Origin of the sequence: Bacillus sp. RC51 (assembly GCF_044908115.1) — a bacterium.
GTDB classification, from domain to species: domain Bacteria; phylum Bacillota; class Bacilli; order Bacillales; family Bacillaceae_G; genus Bacillus_A; species Bacillus_A mycoides.
This window is the reverse complement of sequence record NZ_JBIYCW010000016.1, coordinates 1-21,060: the sequence shown is the minus strand read 5'-3', so window position 1 is coordinate 21,060 and position 21,060 is coordinate 1. Positions and strand designations below refer to the sequence as shown.

The 21,060-nt window shown below is 35.8% G+C and carries 19 protein-coding genes and 1 pseudogene; 5 read left to right on the top strand and 15 right to left on the bottom strand.

Translation table 11 applies throughout. From position 1 onward, the window contains the following. Window positions 1–64 precede the first annotated feature (64 nt). Window positions 65–583: a DinB family protein gene (locus ABH959_RS24450; protein ID WP_404493305.1), complete on the top strand. Its 519-nt coding sequence runs from the start codon at window positions 65–67 to the stop codon at window positions 581–583. A 90-nt stretch (window positions 584–673) separates the two neighbouring features. Here the strand turns inward: ABH959_RS24450 and yknW are convergent, their stop codons facing one another. The 3 genes and pseudogenes from yknW to ABH959_RS24435 form a co-directional block, all read right to left on the bottom strand. Next, window positions 674–1,354: a YknW family membrane protein gene (yknW, locus tag ABH959_RS24445; RefSeq protein ID WP_002125826.1), complete on the bottom strand. Its 681-nt coding sequence runs from the start codon at window positions 1,352–1,354 to the stop codon at window positions 674–676. 24 nt (window positions 1,355–1,378) lie between these two features. Then, window positions 1,379–1,681, bottom strand: coding sequence for a DUF2087 domain-containing protein (locus tag ABH959_RS24440; RefSeq protein WP_404493304.1), 303 nt, complete (start codon window positions 1,679–1,681; stop codon window positions 1,379–1,381). Window positions 1,682–1,710: 29 nt separating this feature from the next. Beyond that, window positions 1,711–1,916: pseudogene (locus ABH959_RS24435) on the bottom strand (hypothetical protein). Window positions 1,917–2,075: 159 nt separating this feature from the next. Here ABH959_RS24435 and ABH959_RS24430 point away from each other — a divergent pair. After that, window positions 2,076–2,429 carry a PH domain-containing protein gene (locus ABH959_RS24430; protein WP_002125820.1) on the top strand — a complete coding sequence of 118 codons (354 nt, stop codon included), beginning with the start codon at window positions 2,076–2,078 and terminating at the stop codon, window positions 2,427–2,429. A 220-nt stretch (window positions 2,430–2,649) separates the two neighbouring features. Beyond that, window positions 2,650–3,411: a hypothetical protein gene (locus ABH959_RS24425; RefSeq protein WP_404493303.1), complete on the top strand. Its 762-nt coding sequence runs from the start codon at window positions 2,650–2,652 to the stop codon at window positions 3,409–3,411. 39 nt (window positions 3,412–3,450) lie between these two features. On the opposite strand, the gene ABH959_RS24420 is transcribed toward ABH959_RS24425, so the two are convergent. Further along, on the bottom strand, window positions 3,451–6,186 hold the full coding sequence (locus ABH959_RS24420; RefSeq protein ID WP_404493302.1) for a YhgE/Pip family protein: 2,736 nt from the start codon (window positions 6,184–6,186) through the stop codon (window positions 3,451–3,453). 206 nt (window positions 6,187–6,392) lie between these two features. Next, window positions 6,393–6,965, bottom strand: a complete 573-nt coding sequence (locus tag ABH959_RS24415) for a TetR/AcrR family transcriptional regulator (protein ID WP_061688996.1) — start codon at window positions 6,963–6,965, stop codon at window positions 6,393–6,395. A gap of 433 nt (window positions 6,966–7,398) precedes the next feature. On the opposite strand from ABH959_RS24415, the gene ABH959_RS24410 reads away from it, so the two are divergent. Next, window positions 7,399–8,241: a hypothetical protein gene (locus ABH959_RS24410; protein WP_242309776.1), complete on the top strand. Its 843-nt coding sequence runs from the start codon at window positions 7,399–7,401 to the stop codon at window positions 8,239–8,241. Window positions 8,242–8,289: 48 nt separating this feature from the next. Here ABH959_RS24410 and ABH959_RS24405 read toward each other — a convergent pair whose 3' ends face one another. The 6 genes from ABH959_RS24405 to ABH959_RS24380 all read right to left on the bottom strand — a co-directional run bounded on the left by ABH959_RS24405 (window position 8,290) and on the right by ABH959_RS24380 (window position 17,017). Then, the gene (locus ABH959_RS24405) at window positions 8,290–8,589 is read right to left on the bottom strand and encodes a hypothetical protein (protein WP_404493301.1); all 300 of its coding nucleotides are present in this window, start codon (window positions 8,587–8,589) and stop codon (window positions 8,290–8,292) included. Window positions 8,590–8,688: 99 nt separating this feature from the next. Then, complete coding sequence (locus ABH959_RS24400) at window positions 8,689–11,055, bottom strand: DUF6359 domain-containing protein (protein WP_404493299.1); 2,367 nt, start codon at window positions 11,053–11,055, stop codon at window positions 8,689–8,691. A 217-nt stretch (window positions 11,056–11,272) separates the two neighbouring features. Beyond that, complete coding sequence (hemY, locus tag ABH959_RS24395) at window positions 11,273–12,694, bottom strand: protoporphyrinogen oxidase (protein WP_219301541.1); 1,422 nt, start codon at window positions 12,692–12,694, stop codon at window positions 11,273–11,275. A 19-nt stretch (window positions 12,695–12,713) separates the two neighbouring features. Next, window positions 12,714–13,649, bottom strand: coding sequence for a ferrochelatase (gene hemH, locus ABH959_RS24390; RefSeq protein WP_113936582.1), 936 nt, complete (start codon window positions 13,647–13,649; stop codon window positions 12,714–12,716). 14 nt (window positions 13,650–13,663) lie between these two features. Next, a complete protein-coding gene (gene hemE, locus ABH959_RS24385; protein WP_113936583.1) occupies window positions 13,664–14,710 on the bottom strand; it encodes a uroporphyrinogen decarboxylase in 1,047 nt (348 codons plus the stop codon). 189 nt (window positions 14,711–14,899) lie between these two features. After that, window positions 14,900–17,017, bottom strand: a complete 2,118-nt coding sequence (locus ABH959_RS24380; RefSeq protein WP_113936584.1) for a transglycosylase domain-containing protein — start codon at window positions 17,015–17,017, stop codon at window positions 14,900–14,902. Window positions 17,018–17,144: 127 nt separating this feature from the next. Between ABH959_RS24380 and hmoB the strand changes: the two genes are divergently transcribed. After that, complete coding sequence (gene hmoB / locus ABH959_RS24375; RefSeq protein WP_002087141.1) at window positions 17,145–17,648, top strand: heme-degrading monooxygenase HmoB; 504 nt, start codon at window positions 17,145–17,147, stop codon at window positions 17,646–17,648. 99 nt (window positions 17,649–17,747) lie between these two features. On the opposite strand, the gene ABH959_RS24370 is transcribed toward hmoB, so the two are convergent. The 4 genes from ABH959_RS24370 to ABH959_RS24355 form a co-directional block, all read right to left on the bottom strand. Then, window positions 17,748–19,163, bottom strand: coding sequence for a PH domain-containing protein (locus ABH959_RS24370; protein ID WP_016093133.1), 1,416 nt, complete (start codon window positions 19,161–19,163; stop codon window positions 17,748–17,750). Beyond that, window positions 19,156–19,632, bottom strand: a complete 477-nt coding sequence (locus tag ABH959_RS24365) for a PH domain-containing protein (protein ID WP_199659762.1) — start codon at window positions 19,630–19,632, stop codon at window positions 19,156–19,158. The genes ABH959_RS24370 and ABH959_RS24365 overlap by 8 nt, the downstream gene beginning before the upstream one ends. A gap of 192 nt (window positions 19,633–19,824) precedes the next feature. Continuing rightward, entirely contained in the window at window positions 19,825–20,499 is a 675-nt protein-coding gene (locus tag ABH959_RS24360) for a hypothetical protein (RefSeq protein ID WP_404493298.1), read from the bottom strand. A 249-nt stretch (window positions 20,500–20,748) separates the two neighbouring features. Then, the coding region (locus ABH959_RS24355) for an LPXTG cell wall anchor domain-containing protein (protein ID WP_404493297.1) at window positions 20,749–21,060 on the bottom strand (312 nt) is incomplete at its 5' end.

Genomic DNA, 21,060 nt, shown 5'->3' with positions numbered 1-21,060 from the left:
TGTCAGCATCCCTCCTTTATTGTAGGTATTAACAAATACATTTTCTTAAAAAGGGGATAACAATATGAACAGTACTACCACTTTAGAGAAATTTGAAAGTTTAGCAACGTATTACTTAGAGGAATTAGAAAAGTACTCTCTTGAACAATTTAGGACAAAACCTTCTGCTGAAGAATGGTCTCTCGGTCAAATGTATAATCATTTACTTTCGGCTACGTATATGCAATTAGATGCAATCGAGAAATGTAAAAATGAAACACCATCTGTAGCTAACAAAAAAACGGATATGGGTGAAAAAGTATATACAATGGGTGCTTTCCCTCCTATACAAATAAAAGTGCCAAATCGCTCTGGATACACACCTGAAAATCCATCATGCAAAGAAGAGATACAGGAGCGTTTTCTAAAATTAATTACAGCTGTAAAAAACATTGAACCAATGCTTGCTTCTATTCCAAATGATTGTAAAGTGGAGCATCCTGGACTTGGGTACTTAAATGCTCCAGAGTGGTTCCAGCTCATTTCTATGCATTTTTCACATCATCTTCGTCAGAAAGAAAGATTGGATCACAGTATTTCATAATTTACCATAAAGAATGAAAGAAGGTGGTTTGGCACATAGCCAAACCACCTTTCTTCATACAAATGAATAAAAATATAATCCAATATACTTTTATTGTAATTTAGATATTTCTTGCATAAATCCAGATATACTTGCTAATGCACTAGTAAAAACGAAAAGCACAATAATGAGAGTGACAAGTTTATTTTCATTTAAATTCGTAATTGTTTTTAAGCCTATTCCTAATAAAACGTAATACCAAATATTAAATATATCTATCCTCTGAGCGATTGCATGTAAAACCATATTATCTGTTGCTATCGCACCTAAACCTGTATAGGACAACTCATATCCACCAAGGGAGAACGCAATCAATCCGTTTAAAAGCATCCCTAATTTTAATACAAAAGATGCATAGATAATGATAGGAAATGTTTCCTTGTAGTTAATATCGACTCCAAAAAAAATCATAATGTTTTTATAGAATATAGGCGCAAAAAGTATAGCTACTATTCCACTTACTGTAGAAATTCCAAATGAAGTAAAGAAAGTTATGTATTTTGGAACAGTAAATCCAGTTTTATCATGAAACATACTAAGCGCAGGATTGTTTAAAGTATTCCAAGACATTAAAGCACTTGAAATTATAATAAGCACAATTAAAAGAGCTAACGGAAAAAATATATTTCTTTGATTCTTCATCTTTTTGAATTGCAGTGTTGGTGAAGTAAATATCCCAATAATCGATGGTTTTCCCGAAATCTCTTCCTGTATAAGACTACTAGCTTGCAAGAAAATTCCCCTTCCTCATTACACTTATAACTCCTCCCACTTCGTCCACACTTCTCTCCCGTTCATATGGTACATATTATCCTCACGATCCATAAATCCATGCACTATGAATTCTCGTCTAATCGTACAAAAATCATCATGATATTGTTTTATGAATGTATTAATTTCTTTTTCTGTATATTGATTTTCAGCGTTTAATTTGCTAATCAAATGTTCCAATAACACTAACTTTTTCTTCTTTTGACCTGGAATCGATTTTAAGCGGTCCTCTTTATCAAAAAAGTTACGAATGGTTGTATCACGAAATTTCATTTCACTTTCGGTCATTTTGTTTTCCTCCATCAGTTTTTATATTATTAAACTTTACCGTTTTTCTTTATTCTTTTACTTAAAAAATCAATAAAGTAATATCCACCAATTAAAATATAATAGGTTACAATCATTCCCACTATGTCTTTCATACTCGTATATTCTTTTTTATGAAACAAAATCGGAGATAGTGTATAAACTAAGAAGCAGACTAGGGATATATGATGAAATAGAAGCGAGATTTTCGTCTCATACTATCAACTCCCCTGTAATATGATTCTATTCAAATTGTTGTGATTCCTTTCTTTCGTTTAGGCTACACATAAAATATAGTGAAATTAAGGAAAAGATGCTCTTTGGAAAGTAAGAACCATTCTGAGTAATATTCAAAAGACCATACACCAAATATGCAATGAATCAAATTTTAAAGGATGCAAAACAACTATTACATCATGAAGAAAATATTTTATCCATTTTAAGATGTTCACTTACTGGCTATATTATTACACATAATGTCCCTCGTTCCGGAGTGTTACTTGCCACTAATAGGAGGGTTATTTTTTATGGACAATCATTCAAATGTTGTAAAAATGCATTGATTGTGGAATTTGAATATAAAAAAATTCTATCCATAGAGACGAAAAGAACATTCTTTGATAAAAAACTAATATTTTACTATGAAGACGAATATATAACGGTGGGACAAATTTTAAGCTCAAATATTGAGGGTTTTTTAAATGTAATACAGAGAAAAAGAATTCAATAAAGTGAAACTTTAATCAGTGGTTGATTTTGTTCATCCCCCACTGATTATTAGCCTACACCAATCGGGATTTTACGGAATAAAATACTTTTCATCTAAAAGAGAAGTACAGTTCACCTTTCTTACAACTGTATTTCTCTCTCATCCACACTTCTCTTAATTTACTTATCACCCTCATTCTCATAACCTATTATTAAAATTAATAAATTCTATATGGAAAATTATGTTACAATTAACTTATACATATTTTGGAGGGAAAATAGTGAAAAAAGCTATTATAGTATTAAGCATCCTATATCTTATTTTAACCGTACATACGGGAGCTGTTCTTTTAGGAAAAGAAGATTATAGAGGTGCTATCAATACATTAAAAGAAACGAAGGAAGTCTCTTCATTTCAATCTGCAAAAGACGGTGTGATTTTATTAAAAGGAACATTAACTACCGCGCAACCTATTACAGAGGAAAAACTTCAAAATAAAGAATTTGCACTTCTTGAAATTAATACATATAAACGACGAAAGGCAAATTGGAAAAACATTGATACCGAGCAGCATATTGCAAAGCAGCTCTTACTAAACAATGAGGCTCTTCCTGCATTAAAAGAAATCCGCTTCTCAATGGAACCAATTACACTGTCAGGAAAAGATATTTCCGCCGAAGACTACACACTAAAAAAAGATGATACTCAATTAACAATTAAAGGTAAAGGATACCGATACACAGGAATAGAAAACAAATCAGACACTCTTATTTTTGGTATAAAAAAAGGAGATACACTTGAAGGTTATAGTGGCTCTGAAATTCTAATAGGAAAAACAAAAGAGGACATTTCCAGCAACATGAAACTATATACTTTTGCTGAAAGATATGGTCCATTTGTTTGGATTGTAGCAACAATTATTCTTATAAGTATTGTTATATACTTGTTCCGTAAAAATAGAAAAACAAATAAACTTTCTCAACCAATAAAACAAGACCAATAAAAAAGGCACCATTTCGGTGCCTTTTTTTATTGGTCTTATTTAAGCTTCAATCGATTGATTCTCAGCAATATTTTTAAACTGTCGTTTGTGCATCCAAGTTAATGAAGCAATTGTTCCAAGTGATAATAAAACGATAAAGATCATTAATATCCCTATATTTTGCCACATGAAGTTAAAATCACCGCTTGATACGACTGCTTTAAATCCTGATACAGAGTATGTCATCGGTAGCCAAGCATTAAATGGTTGTAAATACTTCGGAATCAACTCTAGCGGGAATGTTCCAGCGCTAGTTGTAAGCTGTATAATTAATGTTAAGATCGCAATGAAACGGCCCGCATCACCGAATGCTGTTACTAAACATTGAATTAATGAAATAAACGCTAAGCTCGTAACAATACTAAAGAGTATAAAGTATGGAATACTTTGTACTTCTACACCTAACCAGAATAGTAATATGACATCTGCTACTATTGCTTGAATAATACCGACTGATAGTAAAACACCAAACTTACTAATAAACCAGCTGAATCCTGATTTCGGAACGCCGACTGTATCGCGTAATGGGTATACGATAGATAATAGTAATGCCCCAACGAATAAACCGAGCGATAAGAAGTACGGTGTGAATCCTGTTCCGTAGTTTGGAACTTCCGCCATTTTCTCCGTCTTCACTTTTACAGGGCTTGCAAACATATCATACGTTTTATCCGTTCCTTTCACTTCACCAGTTTTCTCTGCCCCTTCGCCAAGTTTCTCAGCAAGTTCACCTGAACCATCATTTACTTTCACAAGTCCATCTGTCACTTTTCCGGATCCGTCTGTTAGTTTATTTACTCCGTCGATTAGTTGGGTTGAGCCAGTTGACATTTTATTTAGCCCACCATTTAGAGTACCTAAGCCAGTTGTTACTTGACTTGAGCCATCTGCTAATTTAGTTACTCCTACTGATAATGTGCCTAAACCACCTGTTACTTGACTTGAACCGTCCGCTAATTGATTTATTCCACCTGCCATTTGGTTTGCTCCTACAGATAACGTACCTAAACCGCCTGTTACTTGGTTTGAGCCATCTGCTAATTGATTTGCTCCTGCAGATAATTGACCTAATCCAGCTGTCACTTTTCCGGATCCGCTTTGTAATTGCGTTACTCCATCAATTAATTGAGCCGATCCATCTTTTAATTTATCAGCACCTATTTTTACTTTATCTAATCCCTCACCAAACCCATGAAACTTACTAACAAATTCATTTTGTGCGTAAGTTAGTTTCTCAACACCAACTGCCAGAGTTTTCACCCCTGCTGGATTTGGTAATTTGTTTTGCAATCCATTTGTTGTTTGATGTATTTCGCCTGTTAATTGTTTTACTTCTTCATTTAATTTATTTGTTCCACCTGCTACTCCGGCAGCTTTTTGCTGAACTGTCGCTGTACTTTTTACAGCACTTGTTATGAATGGTTGTAACTGCTCTTGATATTCTTTTGGTAAACTTTCAATTTGCTTTTGTAAATTCGCTACCTCTTGCGCTGCATTTTTGGCATCTCCTGCTGTTGATTGTGTAAGTTCATTTAACTGATTTACATTCGCCCCAGCTCCATCTATTTTCTCATTTACTGTATTTAATATAGAAGGAACTTTCGACTGCATTTCCTCTAAGCCTGCGGCAGACTTTTGTACGTTACTATTTAACTCTTGCAATCCCTTTTGAATTTCTTGAGAACCTTCCTCTAATTGACTTTGCCTTTCAGCAAGTTTTCCCATACCATTTGATAGGTCAGTTGTTCCTGTTTGTAATTCACCAGATTTACTTACTAGTTTGTTCAAGCCACCAGTCACTTTCTCAGATCCATCACGCAATTCACCCGTTTTGCTATTTAACGTATTTAAACCGTTCGTTACTTTTCCTGATCCGTCTACTAATTTTCCTATACCTGTCTGCATTTCACCTGTTTTGCCATTTAGCGTATTTAAACCGTCTGTTACTTTTCCTGATCCATCTTGTAATTTTCCTATACCCGTTTTGCTATTTAATGTATTTAAACCTGCTGTCACTTTTCCGGATCCATCTTGTAATTTATTAGATCCATCTGCTAATTTCTGAACTCCATCTTTCATCTCTCCAGACTTCCCTTGAAGTGTATGAAGGCCATCCGTCACTTTACTTGAACCATCATGTAACTCACTTGATCCGTCGTGTAGTTTATTTGCCCCTTCTGCTCCATCTGCTAATCCTTTTGAGACGTCTTTAATGGAATCAAACATTTTCTCTGCATATGTTTTCGTTAACGTGCTTGATACTTCACCTTTAATTTTTTCAATTGCTGTTCCGCCAATTTGTGAAGATAAGAAGTTTAAACTTTCATTTGGAATGTATTCTAAGTTTAATGGTTTCGGATCGTCTTTTAATAACGTTGTAGCGTTACTTGAGAAGTCATCTGGGATACGTACTAACATGTAATACTTTCTGCCTTCCATTCCCTCTTTCGCTTCTTTTTCACTTACAAATTCCCATTTAAAACTTTTATTATCTTTTAAGTTATCAACGAGCCCTTTTCCGACCTCAATTGGTTTCCCATCAAATACTGCACCTTTATCTAAATTGACTACCGCTACTGGCAAATCATCTAACTGTTTATACGGATCCCAAAAGGCCCATAAAAACATACCTGCATATAAAATCGGTACAAATAAAACCGCAATGATTGGGATTAATATTTTTTTACTTTTTATAATCTCTGCAAATTCTTTACTAAGCAACTTATGCCATTTCATAATTTATCCCCCTTTTCAAAAATGACCAAAATGTATTTTTAGTCATTTTTACCCAAATAAAAAGGCTATATCTGTTCATACATATGCCTTATCCCCGAATTTATACTATGCACATTTTCATCTACATGATTATATTTAACCATCCTCCTTATACGATTGACCAATTTGTTCAATTGGTCATTTTTTATAATATTAAAAGGATTATCTTAATTTGACAATCCTTTTAGTAAATAAAGTTCGAATAATTCCGATATTTTTTCTTTTTCTAACGGTTCATGATTTTTTTCCCAATCAAAAATAAGCGATACGTATAAGCGAAGCATAATAAATGCTGTAATTTCTGGATCACATTTGCTAATTTCACCTTTTTCAATCGCAATCTTTAAATACGATTGAATGACAGAAACGATTTCCACATCTACTTGTTGCATCACTTCTTGTACTTCTTTCGTTCCCATATCACGCTCTTCTTGAATTAACTTAATCATGAGCTGATGTTCTTTTCTGAATTCTAATATGCTATATAATGCTCTATGTACATTTTCAAAAAATGAAATATCTGAACGAATTGCATTTTCTGCAACTTGCTTCATCTCTGTAATTAAATTAGAAATAATTTCACCAAATAGTTCTTCTTTATTTTTGAAAAAAGTATAAATCGTTCCTTTTCCTACATTCGCTAACTTCGCAACTTGATCCATCGTTGTTGCTTTATAACCGAACGCTGAAAAAGACTTTGTTGCAGCTTCAATAATAGAACGTTTTCGATCTATCGCCACATCGTCACCTCCAAAAATGACCAATTGGATAATATAGTCAATCAGTACATCTTTGATATTACCACACGCTTACATTCTATACAAGTTCTCTTTTTTATTATTCCCAGTATAAAAAAATTCCAGTCAATCTATATAATACTGTCATAGTGTATCAGAAAAAAAGGAGAAAGGAAAAGATGTTCTTCAGATATAATTTTTATGAACACCTTTTTCTTATTTCAGTTTAGAAAGCTTAATTTTGTCTAAACTAGAATTCAATATGTCCTTCCTTTTCCTTTCACTCTGACAATTTTCTTCTACAGTTAAACCTTACCTAACAACAACAAAATTCCTCTTTTTCTAATAAACAAATAAAAAAACAAGAAAATCCTTACATTTAATAGTAATATAGAAAGTAGACAGATTTATAAAAATAGTGGAGGCTTTTTCAGTCATGATGCGTGCGCTTCGTTTAAATATAAGGCAAGCTTTTTGTAATCGTGTTTCTTTAATTATTATGTTTAGTGGATTAGCTCTTATTTCTATTTATCATTATTATTATGTAATTCGTTATTTAGGAGACGCAACGAATGGGGCTATAGCAACTGCTTTTAAATGGATCGGGTTTCGTAATAATGAAATGGATATTTATTTATTATTAATGCCTGTTATTGCGAGTTTACCATTTAGTACGAGTTATAATTCCGATAAATCCGATGGTTTCAAAACTTTTATAAGTAAGGAAATTTCCCTATTCTCGTATTCCTTTACAAAGTATATCGTTACATTTTTCTGCGGTGGATTTCTTTATACTTTACCGTTCATTCTTTCTTTATTACTTTGCAAATTAACAATTCCAAATGGAGATCCAACTGCCGGTACTAGCATGATAAATGGCAACGGAATGTTCGCAGAGTTATATTTCTCTTCTCCCATCACTTATATTTATCTATATATTGGGATTAATTTTTTATTCGCTGGTTTAATGGCCCTCTTAGGTTTAGCAGCGTCCACATGGTCACAAAAGGATTACATGGCACTTCTATTCCCATTGGCAGTTACTTCCATTCCTTTCGTCCTGCTAAATACAATATTCCCTACAATAGGCGGAGCACCTATTCACTTATATGATCCAAAACAACCATTACACGGGATGTCACCATACATTTTACAATGTACATTTTTCTTCCTTGTCAGCTTATTCATGTACATAAAAGGATTACAACGGGACAAAAAAAGATATATGAGAAGACTTCAAAAACGAGATCGATGTAGAAAAGCTTTTCAGCCATTGTAAAAACCTAATTTCCTCACGTTATCTTGGAAATTAGGTTTTTTTATTCATTTACGGCGTACCAGCCAATCCCCACAAAATAACAACAGCCGCAAAATAAATTGCTTTAATAGCTACCACTAAACATAATGCAATAATTGCATATTTACTTAATTCTCTTCTTGCACCGATTAAAGTAAAAATAACCGCCAAACTAAACGTTATATAGGAAGATGCTGTATGTATTAAGTTATACGTAATGTCTAAACTTTCAGTAAGCCCTGTTACATCAGCTAAAAATTGGAGCATGACGATCGTACTAAAAAAAATTGCAAGCTGATTCATTAACTTTCCGTTTAACCATGCTTGCATCTTTAACCTCCTCATTATAAAAAACTGAATTTTTAATTAATTTTAACATGATTTTTACAGAAAAAGAACGCTTAGTATATTTCTAAGCGTTCCCCTACTTTAAGAAGCCTTCTTCAAATCAATTTGAACAAGTACTGGATCGTGGTCACTTACACGTCCATGTTCTTTCATAATGTTTGAGTTTAAGTGTACAGGGTCTACAATTGTGTGCGGTGCGATGTTATTCGTTACTAAAATATGATCTAGCACTTGTGCGTTACCTTCATGAATGTACGTGTAGCGGTTCTCTTTCGGCACTGTGTTTAACATATCTTTTAATATCGTTCCCTCTAGTGCTTCTAAAGGTTTAGAGAATTCAAAGTCATTCATATCACCTAATACAACAACTGGTGCATTTGTATTCTTTTCTTGAATACCTTGTACGAAATGATTCACTTCTTGTGCTAATTGAACTCGTTTTTCTTCACTCTTTAATACGAGCGGCTGCACTTTTCCAAATGGCGTTGCATCTCCTAGTTTTGAGTTTAAGTGATTTGAAATGACAACAACATTTTGTCCTTGGAACGTAAATTCTGCAGCTAACGGTTTACGTGTACTTTCAAATAAAGGATTTTCGTCTCCAATACGAACTACATTTTTATCTAGTGACTTCGGTACTGTCGCTAATTTCACACGAGATGGGTTATAGAAGAAACCGACGCGAATATTCGCTCCAGGTGCCCCGCCGTCTTGATTGTTGTTCGGCGCAATTTCTACATACTCATACTTCGGTCCACGAATTTCTAATACAGCATCAATGATACGTTTTGCGCTTAAAGATGCATCAGTCGTACCGTCATTGATTGCTCCATTATTATCTTGCATCTCTTGGACGCCGATAATATCAGGCATTTTTAAATTATATTTAATAGAATAAGCTAACGCTTTTACTTTTTCATCTGTTGTTTCTTTTTTGTTCGCTGAGAAGTTTTCAATGTTATATGTAGCAACTGTTAACTTATCAAGACGCGGCTGAATATTTGCCCCTACTTGCTTAAATCCGCCGTCCACTACAGATGGTAATTCCGTTACTGGCGAAATACGGAACGAACCGTAGTCATATCCTACTACGCCTGTTATATCTCCAGTGAACGTATCGCCTACTTTCGCGACATAATCACGAGGTACTTTTACAGAAAGGCGCTCTGGATTTAATTGCTCTTTATCTAATAAAGGTGTACCATACTTCGTTACTACTTTATCTCCGCCATTTTTTACTGTTACATATAAATTACCGTTTTTCTGCGGAGCGATAATTTTTGGCGTTGGCATCGTAACGCGCATGCCTTCTACACTTTCATAAAAGTCGATTGCATCTTCATTTGGATCAAATAGACCGAATGCATCATTATCGATAATTTGATCAGGGATTTTTACACCGTTTTCTCCTAATACAATCGGCGCTGGTAAAGGTTGATCTTTTGCGATTACTGCAACGCGACTCGCCTTAATTTCCGTCGTCGTTAAGTCTGTTTCAAATCGCTCTGCATATCCAGGCCCAACATATTCTTCTACTTCTCCATCAACTTGGACAAGATCTCCTATTGCTACATTCGTATCTTTTTTGTATACGTAAATACCTTCAGAAGTAGCTGGATCATTATCCGGCTGATTATCTTCTATATAAAAACCATTTTTATCAAGCGCTGTGACAACGCCTTCCACATTGTTTACTTTCTTCCCATTGTAAGGAGAAATATGTGATTTCCCTTGAATATCATGAATACGAACTGGTTCATTTGTTACGATAATAAATGAAAATGTTGAAATTGCTGAAGAAGTAAGCCCTTCTTTTTCTGCGATTGCTTTCACTACACTATTTTCATTCACTACAATTTGTCCGTTATAACGAACACTTTTATTTGTAGGATTAGAGCCATCCAACGTATAGTAGATTGTTGCTCCTTCTGTATTCGTTGTTAATGTTACCGCTGTTCCTTTTGCAACTTCCCCACCATTTGGTGATGCCACTACATCGCTAACGCGGTTTTGTTCTTCTCCTTGAAACTTATGAGCTGTTACTGATTTTAAACCTGGGCTACCGAAATATAACTCAAGCGTCCCTGTCAACCTAACTTTCTTCCCGATATTTTCAGGATGGTCTTTCACATTTACTGCCGATCTCACATCGCCTTTTGGCAATTGAACAGGCATGATTTTGTCTGGATTCGTTTCGTTTGGCGAATCGGCAATTGCCACGTTTGTGTCGTCAAACTTAGCCGGATCTTTCGTGTATTTAGAAGGACTTTGCGTATACCCAACGATATATCCTTCCACTATCCCCTTCGTTTTCCCTTGCTGCTTAAATACTTGAATTGCTTTCTCTACTGACATAGAAGTAGTTTCTTCCGCCTGCGCTAAAGTTCCAGTAAATGAAAGCAATAGCAATAATGATAAAAAGATACTTAACAATTTCTTCACAGCCATTTTCCTCTCCCTAATTCATATTTTCTCAGCATTTCTATCATATCAAATGATTCGTTATATAGAACTATATTTCGACAAGTTTTACACAAAATTTATTTAATTTACAAGTTTTCAAACTATAATACAAAATAACTTATATAGCTTTATTGACTAAAGGTATTTTATCCAATAAACAAAACGCCTTCAATATAATTGAAGGCGTTTTGTTTGAAATATTTTAATGTGCGACTAATTCAGTCTCCATTACTTTCTCTAAATGAGTTAGCACACACTTTGCAGCCCTCTCACCTTGCTCAATACAAGCTGGAAGACCAGAACCAGCATAAGAACTACCTGCCAAATACACACCTGGCAATTCTTCCTCCATAAATGTTGTGAGCTTTTTCATTCGCTCTTTATGGCCTACTGTATATTGAGGCATCGCTTCTTTCCAGCGGCTTACAATTGTAAACTCTGGATCCTCTGTAATATCCATTGTCTTTTGTAAGTCTTCGAGTACGAGCTGCACAATTTCTTCGTCAGTTTGTTCAACAATCGCTTCATCACCTGGGCGTCCGACGTAACAGCGAAGAAGCGTTTTTCCTTCTGGCGTTGTATGTGGCCATTTTTTATGTGTCCACGTACACGCTGTAATCGTGTAATCACTATTTCTTGATACGACAAATCCGGTACCTTCAATATCACGCTGAATTGCAGATTTTGGGAAAGCAAGTGCCACGTTTGCAACTGATGTAGACGGAATGTTACGGAAGAAACGAAACTGCTTATACTGCGCAAACATAGATGGCAATACTTTATGCGGCGTCGCAACTACAATCGCGTCTGCTTCCATTTCTTTTCCGTTACTAAGCGTAATCGTATAACTATCACCAAGTTTTGCAACCTTTTCGATACGAGTTCCCTTCATTACCATATCATTAGGAATCTTCGCTTCAAGAGATTCTACTATAGATTCTAAACCGGTTTTCACAGTTTTAAAGATTCCTTTTTTCAATTCAGCCTTCTCTTGCTTTGGAGCGAGCGTACGCATACCGAGTGAAATACTACGGTGCTCCTGTTCAATTTGATAAATTTGAGGGAATGTTGACATTAAACTCATTTCATCAATATCCCCTGCATAAATACCAGATAATAATGGCTCAATTAAATTTTCAACGACTTCATTTCCAAGGCGATGCCTGAAAAACTGCCCGAGTGATTGATCAGAAACTGGTTTTGATCTAGGCATTAATAAGTCAAAACCAGCTCTTAGTTTACCAATTGGGGAGAACAATCCGGAAAATAGAAACGGCGTAATTTGCGTTGGAATTCCCATCATTGAACCGCTCGGCATTTTATGTAACCGATTGTTTACGAGAACGAACGATTGACCGGCCTTATTATTTACAAGTTCAGCATCAAGTCCTAATTCTTTCACTAACTTAGCTGCGCTCTTTTTTCTTGCTAAGAAAGAATCAGGGCCACGTTCAATTGTAAATCCATCTTTTTGAACGGTTTGAATTTTCCCGCCAAGTTTACCAGACGCTTCTATAAGCAATGCATCTATCGGCAAGTTTTTTTCACGAATTTCTTTTTGTAAGTTATACATTGTTGTCAATCCTGTGATGCCACCGCCGATGATCACAACTTTTTTCCTCAAGTAAGCTCCCCCTTTCTACTTACATTACAGATTCTTTTTTCTTTAATACAACATCTGCTAAACAGTCGATAAATGCGTCCGATGCGTTTGGCATTTCTGGACGATAATATTTCGCGCCAATTTCATCCGTTACCACTTTACACTCAAAGTCATTGTCATATAAAACTTCTAAATGTTCCGCAACAAATCCAACTGGTGCATATACGAATGAATTGTAGCCGTGCTTTTCATTTAATTCTCTCGTTAAATCTTGTACATCTGGACCAATCCAAGGATCTGGTGTATTTCCGGCACTTTGCCAGCCAACTGCATAATTTGCTACTTCAGCACCACGTGCAATATAGTCAGCTGTTTCGTTTAATTGATCTGGATATGGATCGCCGAGTGCGATAATTTTTTCTGGTAAGCTATGTGCAGATACGATTAACACTGCTTTTTCACGTTCTGCTTCTGACATACCGTTATATATACCTTTCACTGCATCGACCCAATACTGAATAAATTTCGGTTCTTTGTACCAGCTATCGATGCCGTGAATTGTTAAGTTCCCAAGTTTTCCTGCTTCTTCTTGCGCTCGTCCTACATACGACTTCACGCTAAAAGTAGAATAGTGAGGGGCAAGAACGAGTGCAATTGCATCTTCTATTCCATCTTTATGCATAGCTTGTACTGCATCTTCAATGAACGGTTCAATATGTTTTAAACCAAGATACATGTGGTACTCTACTTCATCTTGAACTTCATTTAAACGCGTTTCTAACTTTTTAGCTTGCTCTAATGTAATAGTAGCTAAAGGAGAAATACCACCAATTGCACGGTAACGCTCTGTTAAATCTTCTAGCATTTCAGGACTTGGCTTTCTTCCTCTGCGAATATGTGTATAGTAACGTTCAATATCTTCTTCTTTATATGGCGTTCCGTATGCCATTACAAGCAAACCAATTTTCTTTTTCATACAGACAATCTCCTTTACTTCGCTAACTGTTCTTTAGAGTACTCATGAATAAATGTAGTTAAGCGTTTTAATGTATCTGGATTTACTTCTGGGAATACGCCGTGACCTAAGTTAAAGATATAACCTGGCTGCTTCATCCCTTGATCTAAAATACCTTTTACATGTTCTTCAATAACAGGCCAAGGTGCTAATAAGAATGAAGGATCCATATTTCCTTGTACCGCCTTGTGAACACCACGTGCGCGTGCTTCTTCGATCGGTAAGCGCCAATCTAAACCTACTACATCAAGCGGTAAGTCGTGCCATTCATTCACTAAATGTGCAGCACCTACGCCGTGCATAATCATTGGAACACCCACCTTACGAACTTCTGCAAAAATACGCTCCATCGCTGGTTTAATAAATATGCGGTAATCCGCTACATTTACTGCTCCAACCCAAGAATCGAAAATTTGAACCGCTTTTGCTCCTGCATTAATTTGCGCTTTTAAATATGTAATAACCATATCTGCAAGCTTATCCATTAAAGCGAACCAAGCTTTCGGCTCTGCATACATAAACGCTTTCGTATTATGATAATTACGAGAAGGACCGCCTTCAATCATATAGCTCGCTAACGTAAATGGAGCTCCTGAAAAACCGATTAACGGTACATCTAACATTTCTGTCGTTAATAAACGAATTGTATCTAGTATGTAAGGTACGTCATCTTCTGGATTGATTTCCCCTAATTTTTCTACGTCTTGTAAAGAACGGATTGGATTATCGATAACTGGACCAATGCCAGATTTAATTTCCACATCAACACCAATTGCAGGTAGTGGTGACATAATATCTTTATAAAGAATTGCTGCGTCTACGTTATATTGATCAACTGGCAACTTTGTAACGTAAGCGCACAACTCTGGATTATGTGTAATTTCAAATAAAGAATAGTTCTCTTTTATCTTTCTATATTCCGGCTGTGAACGACCTGCTTGACGCATATACCATGCTGGTACATACTCTGTACGTTCCCCCCTACATGCTTTTAAAAATGTCTCATTTATAGTTCTTACCAAGACCCTAGCTCCCTTCCTTACCAATGCTTTTTCTTTAAATATGCTCTATTCCGATATTTATCTTTTTTTACTATACAGCTTGTAAAAACAAAATGCATAACATTATGTACGTTGTTCATTAAATTGACACAAACGTTCGTAAAAACGTTTACTATTTTCACAACATTCTTATTATAGCACAGAGAAAAACTACGGTTTAGCTACTTTTGACTTTTCTCCTTCACGGTTCGTTTGTGTGTTATATGGCACAACGTAAAAACTTGGTTTTGAGAATATATTAATAAACTTTTCCTCATATTTCCCTGTTCCTTTTGCCGTTCCAACGTGAGTATGAATTCCTTTTTCAACTTTATAAATCCGGTACATAATTCTCTCATCAGGAAGCGGCGTCCAGCTTAGTTTCATTGCAAATAAACCGAAAGGACTAAATGCTAGTTTTGCTTCCACGTTTTGAATCTTATCTAAACGAATTGGCAGTCCAATTGTTTCAACACCTTTTGGCCTATGAAAACTCGCTTTATCTTGTATATTTGCTTTCGTTAAAATCTTTTTAAATAACATCGTTGCAGATGCATTTCCATCTTGTAATTGATGCTCTTTATCGGTGCGGTCATAGCCAATCCAAACTGCACCTACTAAATTCGGTGTATATCCAACGAACCACATATCACGCGCACCATTGTCATCATTCGGCAGTGAAGTTGTGCCTGTTTTTCCAGCTAAAGCTCCACTATATACGCCAGCTTTCGCCGTACCTTCTTTCACAACTCCTTCAAGCATCTTTGTCATATACCATGCCGTTTGCTTCGAAAAGACTTTCGTTTCAGCTTTTGATGATTCTCCAATGACTGCTCCGTGTCTATTTAATACTTTATCGATAACGTGCGGTTCGATAATATTCCCGTTTGCTAAAAAAGATCGGTACATTTTTACAAGATCAAATGGAGACACACCATTTTTCAGCCCGCCAAGTGCTGTGCTTAAACCTGAGTCCGCAATATGAACATTCCCTTTCTCTAAATATTGCTTTCCCTCATCTACCCCTAATTCATTTAATAAAGATACAGCTGGCACATTTGCTGATTCTAATACCGCATCGTACATCGTCATCTCTTTCGTATACTCATGATTATAATTTCGAGGTTCATAACCTTCAAACGAACTTTTTTCATTCGTTAATAAAGAATATGGATTATATTTCTTCGTCTCAAGTGCAGGTCCATATACGATAAGCGGCTTTAAAACAGAACCAGGCTGCCGCTTTGCAAAAACGCGATTAAGCCCTCTCGGAACATACTCTCTTCCGCCAATCGCGGCTTTAATTCCGCCAGTCTGATTATCCATTAATAAAAATGCACCTTGCGCCCCGTTTTCTTTACCAGGGAAATTTCTCGCATCTTGAAACTGGTTATATGCTACCTTTTGAACTTTTTCATCCATCGGTACGACAAACGTATATCCTCCGCGCAGTACTTCTTGATGCGATAAACCATATAAACGCGCCGCTTCATCTATAACCATATCGATATACGGCATATATGCGAGTTCACGTTCATCTGAATTTTTATAAAGAGCGATTGTTTTCCCTTGGTAACGAACACTATCTTCCGCTGTTAAATAGCCTTGTTTATGCATAAGTGACAAAACAAGATCACGGCGCCCTTTACTCTTTTCTAGGGATAAGTACGGTGAATAGCCATTTGGCGCTTTCGGAAGCCCTGCAAGCATAGCTCCCTCTTCCACTGTTAAATCTTCTACATTTTTATTAAAATACAACTTTGCTGCCGCTTGAATACCATATGCCCCATGACCGAAATAAATATGATTCATATACATTTCAAGAATTTGCTGCTTCGTATATTTTTGCTCTAATTGAAGAGAAATTGCGACCTCTTTCAATTTACGCGTAAATGTTTTTTCGCGAGTTAAAAAGACATTTTTAGCTAGTTGCTGCGTAATCGTACTACCGCCTTCTACCTTCTCTCCAGCTAACGCGTCTTTATAAAGCGCCCGAAATATAGAAGGGTAATCAATTCCTTGATGCTCATAAAAACGAGAATCTTCCACAGCAATAAATGCTTGCTGCACGTACTTTGGAATTTCTTCAATCGGCACGAGCTCTCTATTTTCTACATATAACTTCGTAATTTCTTTTCCTTTCTGGTCAACGATACGTGATGAAGAGTGGAAAACAAGCTGCTTTTCATCCATCATATAGCCACCAGTTAACACAATAAGTTTATAGAGTACAATCGCTACTACGAACGTTGCTATCCCGCCTAATAAAGTCCACTTTGCTTTCTTCATACATCGGCCTTCTTTCCAAATGATGGTACATTTATTATTTGAAAAAGAAGTATCTTTATGTATATAATCTTCGAAGTTTTTTAAGAGAATTGATATAATAGAGACAAACCATAAAGGGGGCATTAAAATGAAGGCTATTATTTCATACGAAACACCTCTAGAACAAGCACATTTCACTGCAAAAAATAACGAAAAAGATATGTTTTATAAAGAAAATACTGAAGAATCTGTGGAATCCACACTTCAGTATGACGTATTAGACGCTGTTGGAGAATTTAAAGGACAACCTGGCTACATCGTTTGTAACAACATTTCTGTAACAGACGAAGGTCGCCCAGTATTTGAAAACCGTTTTAAAAACCGTGCTGGTCTAATCGAAAATGAGCCTGGCTTCCAAGCAATCCGTGTTCTTCGCCCATTAAGTAACGATACATATGTCATCTTAACGATGTGGGAAACTGAGCAAAACTTTAAAGACTGGACGGAATCACGTTCATTCGAAAACGCTCATAAAAAACGTCCTGCACAAGCAGAGGGACAAGCTCAGGCTCAGGCGCACCCACATGCAGAACAGCAAAAAAGCATTTTCTCTCGCCCGTCGTTCGTGACTACTTTTGATGTGTTAGTTTAATTTTCGGAGTTCGGAGTCGGCGGTATATGAAATTATATCGGCGATTTTTCGAATATATCGACTTATCGACAAATCACGACACAAATAAAGGAAACACCATTACACGGTGTTTCCTTTTTCTTTGTACCAATTATATATGCGAAGCGCGTCTTCTTTTCGCATATGCTTCACTTCATAACCATGTCCCGCCACCGCTACAGCAGCTGTACATAACTCATCTTTCTTTTGAAAATGCGACTGATTATATCCTACTACTTGAACATGTCTTCTTCGCATGATCCCTGTATATTTCGCGAGACCTCGGTGCACCATTACTAACTGATTGTCTCGTATCATATATCCACCACTTTTATATCTAGCGTATGCAAGTATTGTAAATACAATAAATAGCGGTATAAGAACGAACAACGCAGTATGTTGTTTAAAATATATACTCGCACCAGCGATTGGCACAGCGAGCACAGCACTTGTAATCCAGCCCATTACGACGTAACGGCGTAATGCAGCCTTCGGTAAATGAACGATTTCCTCTTCTATTTCATATGGCAACTGTAAATAGGCAAGTAGCTGCTGTACATCTTTTTTCTTCATAAAAGGATGTAACATCACTTCATTCCCTGCCGCTTCTATACTTTGAATGACTTCCACTTCGACAGAGCAATAACCGAAAGGCTGGCGGAGAATTCCTTCTTTCACAGTAATTGCTTGAATGCGGTGGAGCTTTAAGACAAACTCTTTCTTATCAAATAACCCTTGCACAATACGAATTTCATTTCCGTTTCGCTCTATTTTAAAGTTCGCATATTTTAGCGCATAACCAGCTGTCGAAACGACCCACGAAACCGCCATTAAAATCGCGGCCATAACGATTAATTCATATACACCGTTATCCATCACATACGCTTCCACTTTATTTATGAGCCATTCTGGAAGAAATTGATTAAACTCTGTGTAAATAAGAAGTAATCCAGAAAACACTAATCCGAATCTACCAGACGTAATGGAAGCTACTAAAATCTCTTTCATCGTTAACTGATAAATCGTCTTACTTTCTTCTGCCATGGGTACTTCTTCACTCGCAGCGCTTCTTTTTTTATTTAATAAGGCAATCAGTTCCTTCGCTTCATCTTCTTTAATACCAGCTAACATCACTTCCGGCTCACTACCGCCGCCCGCTACTTCTATATTTAATTTCGTAAGCCCAAGCATTTGATAAATGACATTAGAAGATGTACTAATGTTTTGCACACGATCTTTATTTAAATAACTTTCCTTCTTCACAAAAACACCGTGTTTAATATGTACAATATTATTTACAACCCAGTATACTTTGAAATACCATTTTACAGCTGAAAAAATAGCCATAATAAATAATACAAACAAAAGAACAAGATGTAAGAAATACCAAGGTTTTACTTCACCATCTGAACGAAATAAAACAAGAAAAATAAAAGGCAACAAAGTCGCAATTCGAATACCTAATAAAATTGTGATTGGATGTTGCCTCTTATACATCCTCATCACTCACTTTCGCAAGTTCTCCAATTTGTCTTTTCAGCTGCTCTGCTTCTTCCTTCGTTAAGCCTGGAATACTATGAGAAGTTGCCGCTGTTGAAATATGTAATTCTGCTAAATTATACTTTCTCATAATTGGCCCTTGCTCAATCGTTACGTGCTGCACGCGAATCATCGGAATAAGTACGCGTTTTACAACGAACATTCCCTTTTGAATCTCAATCTCTTCTTCATTTAATCTGTAACTATAATAACGTTGACGTAAATTTGGAAATACAAAATAGTCGAGTGGTATGTATATAACTGCTCCTGTCACTAACAATCCAAACAACCAGCCCCACCAGTTAAAGTTAATCATAAAAAAGAAATACGCAATTACGACTGCTAGTATAACTGCCGCCCCAATTAAAGCATGAATTCTCCACACTTTTAGCATATTAGAATGAATCTCCTTTTCTAACGGCTGCATCTCATCACTCCAATTATATGAATTTATTACTTATATATTAGTTGTTATATACAGTTTTGTAAAATTATAGTTTCTTACATTATGTCGAGCATTTCTTTAAAATCCCCTTCATTAATCGAATAAACATAAAGAAAGAAGAAGCAATAGCATCTCTTCTTTCTACAAATCATTTCTTCTATAATAGCTTTATTATTAAATATAAATTTCTTCTTTCCAACTACTAGATTTTGATTTGACCACAATTAAATTTTCACTTTCCCATTTTAATGTGCCTAAAAATCTTGAATACACCATTTCGTTACCTACCTCTTCCACCAATAATTGATCGCGAATCTTTAAACCCTTTTCATCGTACACCTCACATCGTAGTTGGAAACCTTTAACACGATGAATTCCTTTTAATATCGCTATCTTCTTACGGCTTGGGCTTTTTTTAGGTGTCTTTCCTACTAAAAATATCCCTTCATAGTTTCGTTTCACAATTTCTCCCAAAGACTCTTCGACATACTTTCTAACAATAGGTGGTGAGAGAGTAGAGTTTTCTTCAAGTCCGGGGATAACATATTGATGTACTAATTTACAAAACTCATTGTATTTCTCTTCAACTGAATCAAGTGTTAAAAATTCCATAAAATCGTAAGGAACATATACACAAATTTCACCTAAAGCTCTATTCACTTTATATGAAATATCAGTATTTTCATTAGCTAAACAATAGACAGTAACTTGCTCAATCTCTCCCAATCCCATTTCAAACTCGTTAATTTTCTTTGAGAAAATTAACTCAAAAATCCTAATTTCATGCACACGCAAATAATGTTTTTTAGGACGTTGTTTTTTCCAATCATAAAATTTTACTCCGAGCACTATAATTCACTCCTTTTAATAAAAAACACTACGAAAATAGTGTAATCTTTTACTTTCATAGCTTCACACATTCATTATATTAAAAATAAAGCTAGTTTTTTATAATTTTTTTGATATAATTACTTACGGGAAAAGGGAAGACATTTATCTTCCCTTGTGTTTTTATTTGCATCTAGTACTTTTGCTAGATGCTTTTTTTTATGCTAAAAAGGTACCCTCAAATACTTTGAGGATACCTTTCCACTTTTATTATCTCTGTTGTTTTCTACCTAATACGAGTAACCCAAAACTCATCATTATAAGAAGTGCTCCCATATATGGTTCCACAGGCATTTTCTGTCCTGTCTTCGGTAATTCTTTTTCAGGCTTCTCTGGATTCGTTGTTCCAGGTTCCTCCGGATTTGTTGTTCCAGGCTTCTCTGGATCTGTTGTTCCAGGCTTCTCTGGATCTGTTGTTTCCGGTTTTTCTGGATCTGTTGTTCCAGGCTTCTCTGGATCTGTTGTTTCCGGTTTTTCTGGATCTGTTGTTCCAGGCTTCTCTGGATCTGTTGTTTCCGGTTT